The sequence below is a fragment of the Pseudomonas sp. genome (assembly GCF_028293835.1).
GTDB lineage: Bacteria > Pseudomonadota > Gammaproteobacteria > Pseudomonadales > Pseudomonadaceae > Aquipseudomonas.
The window spans coordinates 1-16073 of sequence record NZ_JAQGNX010000170.1 but is presented as its reverse complement, the minus strand read 5'-3'; the positions used below and the strand labels follow the sequence as shown (position 1 = coordinate 16073).

Genomic DNA, 16073 nt, shown 5'->3' with positions numbered 1-16073 from the left:
CGGAGTGAACATGTCTGATTTTAAGACCTTGGAATTGCACACTGATCCACGAGGGTTCGCCACGCTGTGGCTTAACCGTCCGGACAAGAACAACGCTTTCGACGCGCAGATGATTCGCGAGTTGATTCTGGCCCTGGATGAGGTTCAAACCGACGCCAGCCTGCGCTTCATGCTGATTCGCGGCCGAGGCAGGCATTTCAGCGCCGGCGCCGATCTGGCCTGGATGCAGCAATCGGCGCAGCTGGACTACAACGCCAACCTTGGCGATGCCCGCGAACTGGCCGAGCTGATGTACAACCTGGCCAAATTGAAAATTCCGACTCTTGCAGTGGTTCAAGGCGCTGCGTTTGGCGGCGCATTAGGCCTGATCAGCTGCTGTGACATGGCGATCGGCACCGATGATGCGCAGTTCTGCCTGTCGGAAGTGCGAATTGGCTTGGCTCCGGCGGTCATCAGTCCATTCGTGGTGCAAGCCATCGGCGAACGCGCGGCCCGGCGCTACGCGCTGACTGCCGAACGCTTCAGCGGCGTTCGCGCCCGAGAGATTGGTTTACTCGCCGAGTGCTATCCAGCTGCGGCGTTTGAACAGCACATCGAACAGTGGATCGACACGTTGTTACTCAACAGTCCACAAGCGATGCGCGCCAGCAAAGACCTGATGCGAGAAGTTGGAAACGGTACGCTGACCCCTGCCCTGCGCCGCTACTGTGAAAACGCTATCGCCCGAATCCGGGTCAGCCCGGAAGGCCAGGAAGGCTTGCGCGCCTTTCTGGAAAAGCGCCCGCCTGCCTGGCAGCCTGAACTGAATAAGGAGCCGCGCCCATGAGCGCATCGCAAACGCCTGTGCCTTTAAGCCCTGCACCGAGCCCCGCGCCGCTGTTGACGCGGATTCTGGTGGCCAACCGTGGCGAAATCGCCTGCCGCATCATGCGCACCGCCAAAGCGCTGGGCCTGACCACCGTCGCGGTGCACAGCGCCACGGACCGGGACGCCCGCCATGCCCGCGAGGCTGATATTCGAGTCGACCTGGGCGGCAGTAAAGCAGCCGACAGCTATTTGCTAATCGATAAATTGATCGCAGCGGCCAAAGCCAGCGGCGCTCAGGCAATCCATCCAGGCTACGGATTTTTGTCTGAAAACGCCGGCTTTGCCCGCGCGATAGAAAATGCCGGGCTGATATTTCTCGGGCCGCCCGCCTCTGCCATCGATGCCATGGGCAGCAAATCCGCTGCCAAAGCCTTGATGGAAGACGCCGGTGTGCCGCTGGTGCCGGGTTACCACGGTGCCGCGCAAGACCTCGATACATTCCGTGCTGCGGCCGAGCGTATCGGTTATCCCGTGCTGCTCAAAGCCACAGCAGGCGGTGGCGGCAAAGGCATGAAGGTCGTCGAACAGGTCAGTGAACTGGCTGAAGCACTGGCTTCTGCCCAGCGTGAAGCCCAGTCATCGTTCGGTGATTCGCGAATGTTGGTAGAGAAATACCTGCTCAAGCCTCGGCATGTGGAAATCCAGGTGTTCGCCGATCAACAGGGTAATTGCCTGTACCTCAATGAACGGGACTGCTCGATCCAGCGTCGTCATCAAAAAGTCGTGGAAGAAGCGCCAGCGCCGGGCCTAAGCCCGCAATTGCGCCAGGCCATGGGCGAAGCTGCCGTGCGCGCGGCGCAGACCATCGGCTATGTAGGTGCCGGCACGGTGGAGTTTTTGCTCGACTCCCGGGGCGAGTTCTTCTTTATGGAGATGAACACTCGTCTACAGGTCGAGCACCCGGTAACCGAAGCGATCACCGGCCTGGATCTGGTGGCGTGGCAAATTCGCGTGGCCCAGGGTGAGCCGCTGCCGATCACTCAAGCCCAGGTGCCATTGACCGGCCACGCGATTGAAGTGCGGCTGTACGCCGAAGACCCAAGTAATGACTTTTTGCCCGCCACCGGCACCCTGGCTGTTTATCGGGAGTCATCACCCGGTCCAGGTCGCCGCGTGGACAGCGGCGTGGCTGAAGGCGACAGCGTCTCGCCATTCTATGACCCCATGCTCGGCAAGCTGATCGCTTGGGGTGAAAACCGCGAGCAGGCACGCTTGCGGTTGCTGGCGATGCTGGACGAATGTGCTATCGGCGGGCTGAGAACTAACCTGGCGTTTTTGCGCCGCATCGTTGCACACCCCGCGTTCGCCGCAGCGGAGCTGGATACCGATTTCATTCCCCGTTATCAGGATCAGCTGTTGCCCGCCTCGGGGGAATTGTCAGCAGAGTTCTGGCGGGCAGCAGGTGAAGCCTTCAGTCAAAGCCAGGCCAATACGATTCGCCAGGATGATCCGCATTCACCCTGGTCGAGCAATCGTGGCCTGCGCGCTGGCCTGCCAGGTGAAATCAACCTGCATTTGAGCTGCAACGGGCAGAAACAGGTGATCCAACTGCGTAACAGCACGGCCTCGCTGGCCATGTTGCAGGGTGAACAGCTTGTGCTTGAACACGAGGGTGTGCGCCGCCAGCACCTTGCGATCCGCAGAGGCGACACGCTTTATCTGCAGTGGTACGGCGAACTGCATACGATCAAGCGCCTGGACCCTATCGCCGAGGTTGAAGCCACTCACACCCAACAAGGCGGCCTGACGGCACCCATGAACGGCAGCATCGTCCGGGTACTGATCGAGGTCGGGCAAACGGTCGACATCGGTACGCAACTGGTGGTGCTCGAAGCCATGAAAATGGAACACAGCATCCGCGCGCCCCACGCTGGCGTGGTCAAGGCGGTGTATTGCAGCGAGGGCGAAATGGTCAGCGAAGGGACGGTGTTGGTGGAACTGGCCCTCCCCGATTCCGAGACTCTGTAGCGCCAGCTTGTTGGCAAGAGGCATTACTCGGCGAGCCAGGTAATAGCCTCGCCAACACGTTGGCTACAGGAGGTCTGATGTCTGCCATTCGACGGCTTATCAATTTAAAAAAGAAAAAGCTTTTGTCTGCGAATGATAACGATTAGTATTACCGAACTGGCCGCAAGGCTGGTCTGGTAATCAAGAGTCTCAGGTCGGCTCTTGGATTATCTCCTCATCAGGCTAATCACGGTTTTGACCCGGCTTTTTGCCGGGTCTTTTTTTTGCGTTTGTTTTCTTTGGTGTACAGTACCGGCCTTATTTGGCACCACCGTCTCCAGGAAACAACCGTGACCCAAACCTCTCTCAAAATCAGCGCCGATTTCGATAGCGGCAACATCGAAGTGATCGACGCCAGTAATCCAGGCTTGACCAAACTGGCCATTCGCCCGGATACCCACAGCCCGCACTTTCAGTGGTTCCACTTTAAAGTCGAAAACCTCAACGTTGGCCAGAAGCACGCGTTCAGCCTGGTTAATGCCGGTAAGTCCAGTTACAACAGCGCCTGGAGCGGCTACAACGTTGTCGCCTCTTACGATCATGAAAGCTGGTTTCGGGTGCCCACCACCTACGACGGCGCCAGCCTGGACTTCAGCCTCGCACCGAGTGAGCCGCAGGTTTATTTCGCCTATTTCGAGCCCTACAGCCGCGCACGCCATGACACGCTGATCGATCAGGCCACTAATAAAGCTGGCATGGAACTGATTGCGACCGGCAACAGCGTCGAAGGTCGTGAGATTCAGTTACTGCGCAAAGGCGATGGCGCGGCAGGCAAGCGCAACATCTGGATCATTGCCCAGCAGCACCCCGGCGAGCACATGGCCGAATGGTTCATGGAAGGGTTGGTTGAGCGCCTGCAGGACAACGCTGATCCGGTAATGCAGCAACTGCTGTCGACCGCAACCCTGTACCTGGTGCCGCACATGAACCCGGACGGTTCGTTCCATGGACATTTACGCACTAACGCTAAGGGCAAAGACTTGAATCGTGCCTGGCAGAGTTCCAGCGAAGAGTTGAGCCCGGAAGTGTTTTTCGTTCAACAGCAGATGGAAAAATACGGGGTCGATATGTTCCTCGATGCCCACGGTGATGAGGAAATTCCCTATATTTTCGCCGCTGCCTGCGAAGGCAACCCGGGCTACACGCCACTTCAGCAACAACTGGAAGAACATTTCCGCCGCCGCTTGAGCGAGATCACCCGCGATTTCCAGTCCCGCTATGGCTACCCCCGCAGTCGTCCCGGGCAAGCGAACATGAACCTGGCAGCCAACAGCGTCGGCGAGCGTTATAAATGCTTGTCGCTGACGCTGGAAATGCCCTTCAAAGACAACAACGATGCGCCGGATACGCTGACTGGCTGGTCAGGGAGTCGTTCAAAGCAACTGGCCAAGGATGTGTTGACCATGATCACCGAATTGGTCCCGGTTTTGCGCTGAGCCGCGACAGGTGTCTCGCATGTGCATGCTGGCGAGTACGATTCATTCCATCGACTAAAATTAATTTCTTTTTCGTTGGAATAAGTCTGTTTGACAGGCGTCTCTCTGGTCACACGATCTAAATGATCATAGTTGCTGACTTGGAACCGCAGGCCCATGAACGAACTTGACGATCAACTCCGAGAGTTATTGCCGCGAATGCGTCGCTTCGCGGTGTGGCTGACACGCGATCCCAGCAGCGCTGATGATCTGGTGCAATCGAGTCTTGAAAAGGCCTTGTCGCGCTGGGCGGATAAGCGTCCGGAAGGCGATTTGCGCGCCTGGTTATTTTCCATTCTGTACCGACAGTTTCTCGACGCGCACCGCCGCTCTCGACGTTACAGCCGTATGCTGGAACTGTTCACGGGGGGCAGTGACGATCACTATGAACCGTCTGTCGAACGTACCGTAGTCGCGCAGTCGACGCTTGAAGCATTCGGGTTGTTAAACACCGAGCAACGGGCCTTGTTGCTGTGGGTGTCGGTGGAAGGCCTCAGTTATAAAGAGGTCGCCGAAATCCTTGATGTTCCGGTTGGCACCGTCATGTCGCGATTGTCCCGTGCTCGCCAGGCCCTGCGCCAGCTCAGCGACGGCGAAATTACACTTCCTTCTCTGCGGATATTGAAATGATTACTCTGCCCCCCAGCGAACGTGACTTACACGCCTACGTCGATCATCAACTCAGCGATGCTGATCGCTTGACCCTGGAAACATGGTTGGCGGCCCACCCGGAACAGGCTGAACAAATAGCGGCCTGGCAGTTGGATGCGCAGCATTTGCGAGCCGCGTTAAGTGGTGGCCTACGCATGCCCGTGAACCCTGAGCTGGACCCGGCGTTTATTCGCCAACGCATGCGCCGCACGTCCTATCGGCATTACGCCACCGCAGCGGTGTTGCTAATCGCCGTCAGCGTCGGCGGCTTAAGTGGTTGGCAGGCGCGGGAAATGACCTTCGCCAACAACGTCCTGCCAATGGCAGATGCGGTGCAGGCGTATCGGATGTTCGCAGTGAACGACAACGTCGCCTCGGACTGGAGCGCGGAAAAGACCAGCAATGCACAGGGCTGGCTGGACAAGAACTTCTCCCAGGCTAATCGACTTCCGGATCTTGAGGCAGCAGGTTTCAAACCGGTCAGCGGACGTCTGACCAGCACTGAGCAAGGCGCCGCAGCAATGGTCGTCTACCAAGACGGCACCGGGCGCAAAGTCAGCTTCTACATTCGTCCACCAGGGCCGCAAAATCATCTGCTGCCCCGTGGCAGCCGTCGCGACGGTGAATTGCAGGCGGATTACTGGTCCGGTGGCGGGTACAACTACGCCATGGTCAGCCCGGCCGATGACCCGGCGGCGCAAATGGCCCGGCAGGCGATTCGGCAGCCGATATAGGGTTGAATCGGGGTTCTTCAGGCTGTTTGGAACCCTGTAGGAACCAACGTGTTGGCAATATCTGCAGCACCACCGATATTCAAATGAACCGCGTCGCCTGCCTCGCCAACACGGTGGCTCCTACAGAGAGTTGCAAAATGCCTGTAGATCAGACGTGGCGCATGCTGCGCAGCTCCATCAGGCCGGCCAAGGGAAAGTCACCCTCCAGCTCGGCGAGGCTGGCGGTGCTCATGGGCTGCGCATTACGGTAATGACCGTGCACCAGGCCACCCACCAACGACCCCACCAGCGGTTGATGGCTGACCAGCAACACATCCTCTGCCGAATAACCCTCCAGTTGACTCAGCACTGTGCGCGGGTCGCTGTCCGGCGTCAGCCAGTTAGCGGTGATGACCGGTTCACTGAGCCCGAGAACCTGATGGACGAGCTGTGCGGTCTGCTGCGCACGTAGATACGGACTGGCAATGATCCGAGTCAGCGGTTTGCCCAACAGGTGCGCCGCGCTGTTCAACACTTCGTCGCGGCCCTGGGCGGTCAATTCCCGCTCAGCATCACTTCGCGCCTGCGAATGGGCCTCGCCGTGGCGCAGAATCCACAGCTTCATAGCTTCGGTTCCTCATCTCGAACCGGATGCGCAGCTGGCGCGACGCTGTGCGGCGCTTCGCCCTCGGGTGCGCGAGGCGTAGGCCAGTCGGCGAACGGCCACGGTTTTTGGTCACTGTGGAACGTGCCGAATCGGCCAATTTGCGCCAGGTACTGGCTGACGCTGTCACCAAAGTTCATCAGGCTGCCACTGGGCGCACCATAGGCCAGCCGGTAGCCCAACTGCACCAGGACCACACAGCCCAGCACGACTTCCGCCAGTTGCCAGATCAATACGAACAACAGCATCCACAAAATACGCAGCAAGACTGATTCATGCTGCTTGAGTTTAGATTCGTTCAAGACCTTCCCCTGCTTGCGTGGCTTCCATGATCAGCGGTTCAGTTAGAACCCACTGGTAGAAATAAAATCGACATCGGTTTTCGGCTCGGCGCGCATCAGCACTTCAATTACCTGGTTAAGCGTACGACCTTCGAAAAGAATCGCGTGCAACCCTGCAACCAACGGCATGTACACATTGAGTTCATCGGCTTTGACCTTGAGCACCTTCAGTGTGTTCACCCCTTCGGCCACTTCCCCTAGACGAGTAACGGCGTCTTCAAGCGTCAACCCCTGTCCGAGGGCGAAACCGACCTGATAGTTGCGGCTTTTCGGCGATGAACAAGTCACGATCAAGTCGCCGACTCCGGCCAATCCGAGAAAGGTCATCGGGTTCGCACCCTGGCTGACGGCGAATCGGGTCATTTCCGCCAATGCACGGGTAATCAGCATACTCTTGGTGTTTTCACCCATGCCTAACGCCACGGCCATTCCGGCAATAATTGCGTAGACGTTCTTTAACGCTCCACCCAGTTCGACACCAAACCGATCGGCGCTGGCATAGACACGGAAGGTGCGACCGTGGAGCACTTCTTGCACCTGTTGGCAGAGGTCTTCGTCCGCGCTGGCGACCACGGTTGCGGTCAACGCGTGCTCGGCGATTTCCCGAGCCAGATTGGGTCCGGACAACACACCGATGCGCGATTGCGGCGCAATTTCTTCGAGAATCTCGCTCATCAACTTGAACGTGTGGGCCTCGATGCCCTTGGTCAGGCTGACCAGCATTTTGGCAGTCAACAGACCGGCGTGTTCCGCCAGCACAGCGCGTAACGCACTGGAGGGCAAGGCGACAAAAATCAGCTCGCTGTCAGTAAGGGTTGTCAGCAAGTCGGTCAAAGGCTCAACCGTTGGGTGAACCTTGATGCCTTTGAGATAACGTGGGTTTTCACGGTTGACCCGGATCGCTTCGGCTTGGGCCGCATCACGCATCCAATGTCGGACTGGATAGCCGTTCTCCGCCAGCAGGTTCGCCACTGCAGTACCGAAGCTGCCGCCTCCAAGAACCGCGATAGGTTGCTGTTGAGTCATAACCAATCCATTTAGAGCCATCATTCTGGCGATGGCAGGCATTATACGGGGCCGTGCGGTCGCGACCAGCCCTGGCAACAGCTCAATTGAGGCTGATCAATACCGCGCAAGTTCCATGGCATTTGCTTCTACGTCGGTTAACATGCAGGACCGATACCATCAGAGGTTGAACATGTGTTTGTCGATGACAGGGACCTCCCGGCAACGCAACGGCGCCCTATGCCGCAGCGCTTCATTCGGCGACCAATAAGCCAATGACATTTCAGCGCAGCTGGGGGATCAACACCCGTACGCAAATCATCAGCCTGGGCCCGGCACTGCTGTTGACTCTGTTACTCATCAGCTTTTTTACCTTTGTACGTCTTCAGGACCTGCGCCAGGAACTGAATTCCACTGGCCAACTCATCGCGAACCAACTGGCTCCAGCGTCAGAGTACGGCGTTATCGTGGGCAATTATGAAGTGCTCGAAGGCTTGATGCGGGCGACGCTTGCAACCCCCCATGTACGTTTTCTGGAGGTCCAGGACAACAATAATCACGTTTTGGTGTATGTCGAGCAACCGGACCTGAACGGTACGCGCCCGACCCAGGTAGAAATGTTTCAAGCCCCGATACGCCTGCAAAGCAGCAATCCGGACGCGTATCTACTGGACGGTTCAAACGGCCCCGCGCCCCGTACGAACGACTACATCGGACGAGTATTGGTAGGAATGTCCAACGATGCGTTCAGCCAACGGCAGCAAGAAATCCTGTTCAAGGCGGTCATTCTCGCTCTTTTTGCGCTGTTGTTTACGTACATCCTGGCGCGGCGCCTGGCATTGAGTCTGTCGCAGCCCATCAGCGACATGGTCGAAGCGGTCAAGGCGATCCAACAAGGCGATTACCGCATGCCGCTCCCAGTGCCCGACGATGGCGAACTGGGCGACCTGGCGCGCCATATCAACCACCTCGCTTCGGGCCTGGAAACAGCCAGCGGCGAGCAACAGCAAGCCATCGCGCAACTGATTCAGACACGGGAAGAAGCGGAGCGCGCCAACAGCGCCAAATCCGATTTCCTGGCGATGATGAGTCACGAGCTTCGTACGCCCATGAACGGCGTCCTGGGCATGTTGCAGTTATTGGAAACCACGCGCATGACCGAGGAGCAGGCCGAATATTCAACCCTGGCCACCGAATCCACCGAACACCTGTTGCGGGTAATCAACGATATTCTGGACTTCTCACGCATTGAGCGCGACGCCCTCGAGCTAGAAAGCATTCCGTTTAACCTGGCGGAGCTGATCAGCACCTCCGCCCAAGCGTTCCACCACAGCGCCCAGCAGCGCGGTTTGCTGCTGGAGTTGAAATCCCCGCCCGGACTCGACGTGCTGGAAGTGCAAGGCGATCCCACCCGAATTCGCCAGATATTGGTCAATCTGATTGGCAACGCAATGAAATTCACTGAGCTGGGCAGCGTCCAGGTTGAAACCCAGTGGCAGCCGCTGGACCATAATTTGATCTGGTTCACCTGCATTGTTCGTGACAGTGGCATTGGTATTTCTGCCGAGCGCCTTGAGCTCATGTTCAATGCTTTCCAGCAAGCCGACAGTTCCATTTCCCGGCGCTATGGCGGTACCGGACTGGGCCTGCCCATCGCGCGCACGCTGGCTGAGCGCATGGGCGGGACATTGCGGGCCAAAAGCGAAGAAGGCATGGGTTCGGTCTTCACCCTGGAAATTCCTCTGACGCTGTACCATCACAAAAAGCCCGAAAAAATAGCCCCCGCCGTTGAAGCCAGTGACGACGGCAGGAGCCTGCAGGTACTGCTGGTCGAAGATAACCCGGTCAACCAGACCGTTATCGAGGCCATGCTGCGCAGTCTGGGCTTCAAGGTCAGCGTGGCGAATGACGGCGCCCAGGCTGTGCAGGCGGTTGCTGTCAACGAGTTCGCGGCCATTTTGATGGATTGTCGGCTGCCTATACTCGACGGTTACGAAGCCACGCGCCAAATACGTCAATTACCCGCCCGTGGGCAGGTGCCAATCATTGCCCTGACCGCCAATGCCTTGCACGGTGACCGGGAGCGCTGTTTGCAGGCAGGCATGAATGATTATTTGGCCAAGCCCTTCAAACGAGCTGACTTACAACAAGTTCTTCAGCATTGGCTGCCCCTTCCAGCACCTGCGACTGGCGATAAATGATAAATTACGGCAGTCTTGATGGCCCAATCAGCGAGTAAAAGCGGGTTGGATTATGATTTCAGTGCACAAGTGTGCTTTCATTCCGCTTGTGCTGTGACTTTCACTACAACGCAATAGTCTATGAGTAGGCTGACGGCTGAGATCTGGCGCGTCATCCGGCCAGGACTTGTTATTCGGGGCACGTAACGCCCCACCCTGCCGCACAGGATTATTGAGGAGCTCGCATGACCCAACAAAACGCCTATACCCGGGAAGACCTGCTGCGCTGCAGTCGCGGCGAGCTGTTCGGCCCAGGTAATGCGCAACTGCCCGCCCCTAACATGTTGATGGTGGATCGCATCACCCATATCAGCAAAGAGGGTGGCAAGTACGGCAAAGGTGAATTGGTCGCCGAGTTGGATATTAATCCCGACCTATGGTTCTTCGCCTGTCACTTCGAAGGTGACCCAGTCATGCCGGGCTGCCTGGGCCTCGACGCCATGTGGCAACTCGTAGGCTTCTACCTCGGCTGGCAGGGTAACCCTGGCCGTGGCCGTGCATTGGGCTCTGGCGAAGTGAAGTTCTTCGGTCAGGTACTGCCTACTGCAAAGAAGATCACCTATAACATTCAGATCAAACGCACCATGAAAGGCAAACTGGTCCTGGCAATTGCCGACGGCACCGTGAGCGTTGATGGTCGCGAAATCTACAGCGCCGAAAGCCTTCGGGTCGGCCTGTTCACTTCCACTGAAAATTTCTAAGGGTATTCGCATGCGCCGCGTCGTTATCACTGGTCTGGGCATTGTTTCCTGCTTGGGCAATGACAAAGACACCGTTTCCGCCAACTTGCGTGCAAGCCGCCCTGGCATCCGTTTTAATCCGGAATATGCCGAAATGGGTCTGCGCAGCCAGGTTTCCGGCTCCATTGACCTCAACCTCGAAGAACTGATTGATCGCAAGATCTATCGCTTCGTGGGCCATGCCGCTGCTTACGCGTACCTGGCCATGAAAGACGCCATCGCCGATTCGGGCCTGAGCGAAGATCAAGTGTCCAACCCCCGCACTGGCCTGGTGGCTGGTAGCGGTGGCGCGTCGACGCTGAACCAGATGGAAGCGTTGGATATCCTGCGCGAAAAAGGCGTCAAACGTGTAGGCCCATACCGCGTAACGCGGACCATGAGCAGCACGGTTTCCGCCTGCCTGGCCACCCCGTTCAAGATCAAAGGCCTGAACTACTCCATCGCTTCTGCCTGTGCCACCAGTGCTCACTGCATCGGCACCGCCATGGAACAGATCCAGATGGGTAAACAGGACATCGTTTTCGCCGGTGGCGGTGAAGAAGAACATTGGAGCCAGTCGTTCCTGTTCGATGCCATGGGCGCGCTGTCTACCCAGTACAACGAAACCCCGGAAAAAGCCTCCCGTGCCTACGATGCCAAGCGTGACGGTTTCGTCATCGCGGGTGGCGGCGGTATGGTCGTGGTTGAAGAGCTGGAACATGCTCTGGCCCGTGGCGCAAAAATCTACGCTGAAGTGGTCGGCTACGGTGCGACTTCCGATGGCTACGACATGGTTGCGCCAAGCGGCGAAGGCGCCATCCGCTGCATGCAGATGGCGCTGTCTACCGTTGAGGGACCGATTGATTACATCAACACCCACGGTACTTCCACCCCGGTAGGCGACGCGAAAGAGATGGAAGGCGTGCGTGAAGTCTTCGGCACCAACGCACCGGCTATCAGCTCGACCAAAAGTTTGTCCGGTCACTCCCTGGGCGCCGCTGGCGTTCACGAAGCGATCTACTGCATGTTGATGATGGAAGGCAACTTCATTGCCGGCTCCGCTAACATCGACGAGCTGGACCCGGTTGTCGCTGACATGCCGATCCTGACCAAAACCCGTGAAAACGCCAAGATCGACCAGGTCATGAGCAACAGCTTTGGTTTCGGCGGCACTAACGCCACGCTGGTGCTCAAACGCTGGCAGGGTAAGTAATAGGCTATTGTAAAACCGCGATAAAAAACGGTGCCTCAGGGCGCCGTTTTTTTGCCATTTTTTCCGCTCAGCCTATGTTGCATGGCGGCTGATATCGTTGGCGGCGTCGAAACAAAAGCACAACAGTGATTCCTGCGCGCTAACGGTTGTGATGAAATGCCAAGCTACTGGCTCAATGACCCAATCCGCCGCGGTTTCTGACAATGCGCGATTACTGATATCCCATTCAGGTCCAGCTGACGCCGCGCGGGGCCCCTAGCGATGCTCAACGCACCTTGCTGCACCGAGTTGCCGATCACTGCCCGGTCCACACGTTGATGACCAGCACTGAAGTGACCATCGAAACCCACCTGGCTGAAGGTGCTTTCAGTCAATAGCATTGCCGAGAGCCCCAATGATCGTAATCAAGCCACGCGCCGAAGATGTTGAAGGCCAGCCGATACTGCGCCCACTGCCCTCCGCCAAATGCCGCAGTGTCGGCCCCTTCGTGTTCTTTGATCACCTGCTGGAAACCGATTATCCGGCCGGTCATGGCATGAATATTCGTCAGCATCCGCACATCGGCTTGTCGACCCTCACCTACTTGTTTGAGGGCGAACTGCTGCACAAGGACAGCTTGGGTAGCGACCAAAGGGTCCAACCCGGCGAGGTCAGTTGGATGACCGCTGGCAGCGCGATTGCGCACATCGAGCGTACCCCTGAAGCGTTGCGTATTGCGGGTTCGCGCATGCACGGGTTGCAAGTCTGGTTGGCTACGCCCAAGGAGCATGAGCAAGGGCCTGGGCATTACAGTCATCATCCGGCGCCGACCCTTCCGCTCAGTGACAACCTGGGTATTCGTATTCGCATGATCGCTGGCAGCGGCTTTTGCCTGGTGTCTCCGGTTCCGGTGCAGTCGCCGACGGTGTATGCCGAGATCAATCTGCAAACCGCCACCACCTTGTTGATTCCGGCAGAGCATGAAGAGCGCGCGCTGTACCTGCTGTCCGGGGACGCTCAGTTGGATGGCGAGCCCGTGGAGGTGCGAACACTGGTGGTTTTGCCCATGGGCGAAGCCATGACGTTAGGCGCCGCCAGTGAATGCCATGGGGTGCTGATCGGGGGCGCGCCGTTGGACGGGCCGCGCCGGATGAACTGGAACTTTGTTGCCAGCGATCCGGCCATGATCGACCAGGCCCGCGCGCGCTGGGCCGCAGGAGACTGGCCAACGGTGCCTGGGGAAATAGAAAGGATCGAGTTGCCGAGATAGCGTATCTGTAGGAGGGTCCGCCACGTCTTCGACGCCGTGCTGTCGCGCAGCAAACACAAAACCTGTAGGAGCTGCCGAAGGCTGCGATAGGCCGGGGTGGCGGGCGACCGGCGCACCCCTTCAGCGGTATAACGAGGGCGACCGGTTCCCGGTCGAATCGCAGCCTTCGGCAGCTCCTACAGATTATTTTTAAGTCAATAAGTTATGCGTTGACTCCTACAAATTGGGGAGTGTTAAAGCATTAGCCCTTGAACACTTCGTCCAGCAAGTTGTGCATTGACGTAAACGCACGTTTTGAGGTTTTGGCGTCGTACATTTGTTTGCCCGGGGTGTTGGCATGCGGATCGGTAAACGAGTGCACCGCGCCGCCGTAGCTGAGCAATTGCCAGTCCACGCCTGCCGCGTTCATTTCGTCTTCGAACGCAGGCAACTGTTCTTTCGGGACCAGAGGATCGGAAGCGCCGTGCATGACCAACACCGGGCCCTTGATGTTATTGGCATCAGCCGGGTTCGGTGTGTCCAGACTGCCGTGAAAGGTGACGGTGGCCTTCAGATCAGCACCGCTACGGGCCAGTTCCAGGGAGCAGCAACCGCCAAAGCAGAAACCGAAGGTTGCCAGCTTGCCGGTGTCCACCGGCGCGTCAGTCTGTGACTTAAGCGCGTCCAGGGCCGCTTGCATACGCTTACGCGTCAAACCCCGATCATTCTTCAGCGGCATCATGGCTGCGGCTGCCTCATCACCGTTTTGCGGACGGACCGCCTGACCATACAAGTCAGCCAGCAATACTACGTAACCCTGTTCGGCGACCGATTGCGCGATCGTTTCCGCGCCTTCGCTCACGCCCATCCAGTTCGGCGCCATCACCAGACCTGGACGCGACGAGGCATCGCTGGAATCAAACACCAGACGGCTTTCATACGATTGGCCATCAATTTGGTAAACCACGGAACGAACGGTAACGTTGCTCATTTGTTGCCCTCGTAAAAAATTATTAAAAAAAACCCGCCGAAGCGGGTTTTTCGCTGGTCGTTTAAACCGACAACTCTACCAAGAGCTTGTTCAGACGGCGCACATACGCGGCCGGGTCTTTCAGGCTGTCGCCTGCTGCCAGAGCGGCCTGGTCAAACAAGATGTGCGACAGATCACCGAAACGCTCTTCGCTTTGCTCTGCATCAAGCTTGGCGATCAACGGGTGAGCCGGGTTGAACTCGAAGATCGGCTTGGAATCCGGAACCTTCTGGCCGCTGGCCTCAAGAATCTGACGCATTTGCAGCCCCAGGTCTTGCTCGCCAATGGCCAGGATCGCCGGCGAATCGGTCAGGCGGTGGGAAACCCGCACTTCGCTGACAGCCTCGCCCAGAGCGGCTTTAAGGCGCTCAATCAAGCCTTCCTTGTCTTTGGCAACTTCTTCCTGGGCCTTCTTGTCCTCTTCGGAGTCAAGTTTGCCCAAGTCCAGATCGCCACGTGCAACGTCAACAAAACCTTTGCCGTCGAAGTCGCTGAGGTAGCTCATCAACCATTCGTCGATACGGTCGGTCAACAGCAACACTTCGATGCCTTTCTTGCGGAAGACTTCCAGGTGCGGGCTGTTTTTGACCTGAGCGTAGGTTTCGCCGGTCAGGTAGTAAATCTTGTCCTGACCTTCCTTGGCACGGGCCAGGTATTCACTCAGCGCGACGGTTTGTTCGCCGCCATCTTCGTGGGTCGATGCGAAACGCAGCAAGCCGGCAATTTTTTCCTTGTTGGCGAAGTCTTCAGCCGGGCCTTCTTTCATGACCTGACCAAAGTTTTTCCAGAAGCCTTTGTATTGCTCAGGCTCGTTCTTCGCCAGTTTTTCCAGCATGTCCAGCACGCGCTTGGTCAGCGCCGACTTCATCGAGTCGATGATCGGGTCTTTCTGCAGAATTTCACGCGATACGTTCAACGACAGGTCGTTGGAGTCGACCACGCCTTTGACGAAGCGCAGGTATAACGGCAAGAACGACTCAGCCTGGTCCATGACGAACACGCGCTGTACGTACAGCTTGAGCCCACGGGCGGCTTCGCGCTGGTACAAATCGAACGGCGCGCGAGCTGGCACATAAAGCAGCGAGCTGTATTCCAGCTTGCCTTCCACCTTGTTGTGGCTCCAGCTCAGCGGATTTTCGAAATCATGGGCGACGTGCTTGTAGAACTCTTGGTATTCCTCGTCCTTCACCTCGCCCCGTGGACGGGTCCACAGCGCACTGGCGCGGTTAACGGTTTCCCACTCCAGCTCAGGCGCGGCTTCGCCTTCGGCAGCGTTCTGCTCTTTCGGCAGTTCGATGGGCAGAGCGATGTGATCAGAGTATTTTTTGATGATGTTGCGCAGACGGTAGCCGTCGGCGAATTCATCTTCAGCGCTTTTCAGGTGCAGGACAATTCGCGTACCGCGATCAGCTTTCTCGACGGTAGCGATTTCAAACTCGCCCTCGCCTTTTGAAGACCAATGCACGCCTTCGCTGGCAGGCAAGCCTGCACGACGGCTGAACACTTCAACCTGGTCGGCAACAATAAATGCCGAGTAGAAGCCCACACCGAACTGGCCGATGAGGTGCGAATCTTTTTTCTGGTCGCCCGACAGGTTCTTCATGAAGTCCGCAGTACCCGACTTGGCGATAGTGCCCAAGTGAGTGATGGCGTCTTCACGGCTCATGCCGATGCCGTTGTCTTCGAGGGTGACGGTTTTCGCGTCCTTGTCGAAACTCACACGGATTTTCAGCTCAGCGCCGCCTTCGAGCAGGTCCGGCCTGGACAATGCTTCGAAGCGTAATTTATCAACAGCGTCAGAGGCGTTCGAGATCAATTCGCGAAGGAAAATTTCCTTGTTGGAATACAGCGAATGGATCATGAGGTGCAGCAGCTGCTTTACCTCGGTCTGGAAGCCCAGGGTTTCCTTTTGAGTTTCCA

Annotated in this window: 14 protein-coding genes and 1 pseudogene; 10 read left to right on the top strand and 5 right to left on the bottom strand. The window is 57.5% G+C overall.

Going from position 1 to position 16073, the window contains the following annotated elements; all coding sequences use genetic code 11:
• Positions 1-10 precede the first annotated feature (10 nt).
• The 5 genes from JWR17_RS22685 (at position 11) to JWR17_RS22665 (ending at position 5734) form a co-directional block, all read left to right on the top strand.
• A complete protein-coding gene (locus JWR17_RS22685) occupies positions 11-826 on the top strand; it encodes a gamma-carboxygeranoyl-CoA hydratase (RefSeq protein ID WP_299835025.1) in 816 nt (271 codons plus the stop codon).
• Entirely contained in the window at positions 823-2835 is a 2013-nt protein-coding gene (locus tag JWR17_RS22680) for an acetyl/propionyl/methylcrotonyl-CoA carboxylase subunit alpha (protein WP_299835023.1), read from the top strand. Before JWR17_RS22685 ends, JWR17_RS22680 begins: the two co-directional genes overlap by 4 nt.
• A 329-nt stretch (positions 2836-3164) precedes the next feature.
• A complete protein-coding gene (locus tag JWR17_RS22675; RefSeq protein ID WP_299835021.1) occupies positions 3165-4310 on the top strand; it encodes a M14-type cytosolic carboxypeptidase in 1146 nt (381 codons plus the stop codon).
• A gap of 156 nt (positions 4311-4466) precedes the next feature.
• Entirely contained in the window at positions 4467-4979 is a 513-nt protein-coding gene (locus JWR17_RS22670; protein WP_299835020.1) for a sigma-70 family RNA polymerase sigma factor, read from the top strand.
• Positions 4976-5734: an anti-sigma factor gene (locus JWR17_RS22665; RefSeq protein WP_299835019.1), complete on the top strand. Its 759-nt coding sequence runs from the start codon at positions 4976-4978 to the stop codon at positions 5732-5734. Before JWR17_RS22670 ends, JWR17_RS22665 begins: the two co-directional genes overlap by 4 nt.
• A 148-nt stretch (positions 5735-5882) precedes the next feature.
• Here the strand turns inward: JWR17_RS22665 and sixA are convergent, their stop codons facing one another.
• From sixA to JWR17_RS22650, 3 genes are read right to left on the bottom strand one after another with little or no spacing between them, the layout of a single operon-like run.
• Positions 5883-6338, bottom strand: coding sequence for a phosphohistidine phosphatase SixA (gene sixA, locus JWR17_RS22660; RefSeq protein ID WP_299835017.1), 456 nt, complete (start codon positions 6336-6338; stop codon positions 5883-5885).
• Positions 6335-6679 (bottom strand): DUF4389 domain-containing protein, encoded by a 345-nt coding sequence (locus JWR17_RS22655; RefSeq protein ID WP_299835015.1) that lies wholly within the window; start codon positions 6677-6679, stop codon positions 6335-6337. The genes sixA and JWR17_RS22655 overlap by 4 nt, the downstream gene beginning before the upstream one ends.
• 42 nt (positions 6680-6721) lie before the next feature.
• Positions 6722-7744 (bottom strand): NAD(P)H-dependent glycerol-3-phosphate dehydrogenase, encoded by a 1023-nt coding sequence (locus tag JWR17_RS22650; protein ID WP_299835013.1) that lies wholly within the window; start codon positions 7742-7744, stop codon positions 6722-6724.
• A 254-nt stretch (positions 7745-7998) separates the two neighbouring features.
• Here JWR17_RS22650 and JWR17_RS22645 point away from each other — a divergent pair, with 254 nt between their 5' ends.
• The 5 genes and pseudogenes from JWR17_RS22645 to JWR17_RS22625 all read left to right on the top strand — a co-directional run bounded on the left by JWR17_RS22645 (position 7999) and on the right by JWR17_RS22625 (position 13144).
• Entirely contained in the window at positions 7999-9924 is a 1926-nt protein-coding gene (locus tag JWR17_RS22645; protein ID WP_299835011.1) for a response regulator, read from the top strand.
• A gap of 224 nt (positions 9925-10148) precedes the next feature.
• Entirely contained in the window at positions 10149-10664 is a 516-nt protein-coding gene (gene fabA / locus JWR17_RS22640) for a 3-hydroxyacyl-[acyl-carrier-protein] dehydratase FabA (RefSeq protein ID WP_299835009.1), read from the top strand.
• Between the two features lie 10 nt (positions 10665-10674).
• Positions 10675-11895 carry a beta-ketoacyl-ACP synthase I gene (gene fabB, locus JWR17_RS22635; protein ID WP_299835007.1) on the top strand — a complete coding sequence of 407 codons (1221 nt, stop codon included), beginning with the start codon at positions 10675-10677 and terminating at the stop codon, positions 11893-11895.
• Positions 11896-12113: 218 nt separating this feature from the next.
• Positions 12114-12272: pseudogene (locus tag JWR17_RS22630) on the top strand (OsmC family peroxiredoxin); the annotation flags it as partial.
• Positions 12273-12289: 17 nt separating this feature from the next.
• Complete coding sequence (locus tag JWR17_RS22625) at positions 12290-13144, top strand: pirin family protein (protein WP_299835005.1); 855 nt, start codon at positions 12290-12292, stop codon at positions 13142-13144.
• Positions 13145-13385: 241 nt separating this feature from the next.
• Here the strand turns inward: JWR17_RS22625 and JWR17_RS22620 are convergent, their stop codons facing one another.
• Positions 13386-14114: a dienelactone hydrolase family protein gene (locus JWR17_RS22620; RefSeq protein WP_299835003.1), complete on the bottom strand. Its 729-nt coding sequence runs from the start codon at positions 14112-14114 to the stop codon at positions 13386-13388.
• Between the two features lie 61 nt (positions 14115-14175).
• Positions 14176-16073: molecular chaperone HtpG (gene htpG, locus JWR17_RS22615; protein WP_299835002.1), on the bottom strand; the 1898-nt coding region annotated here is incomplete at its 5' end.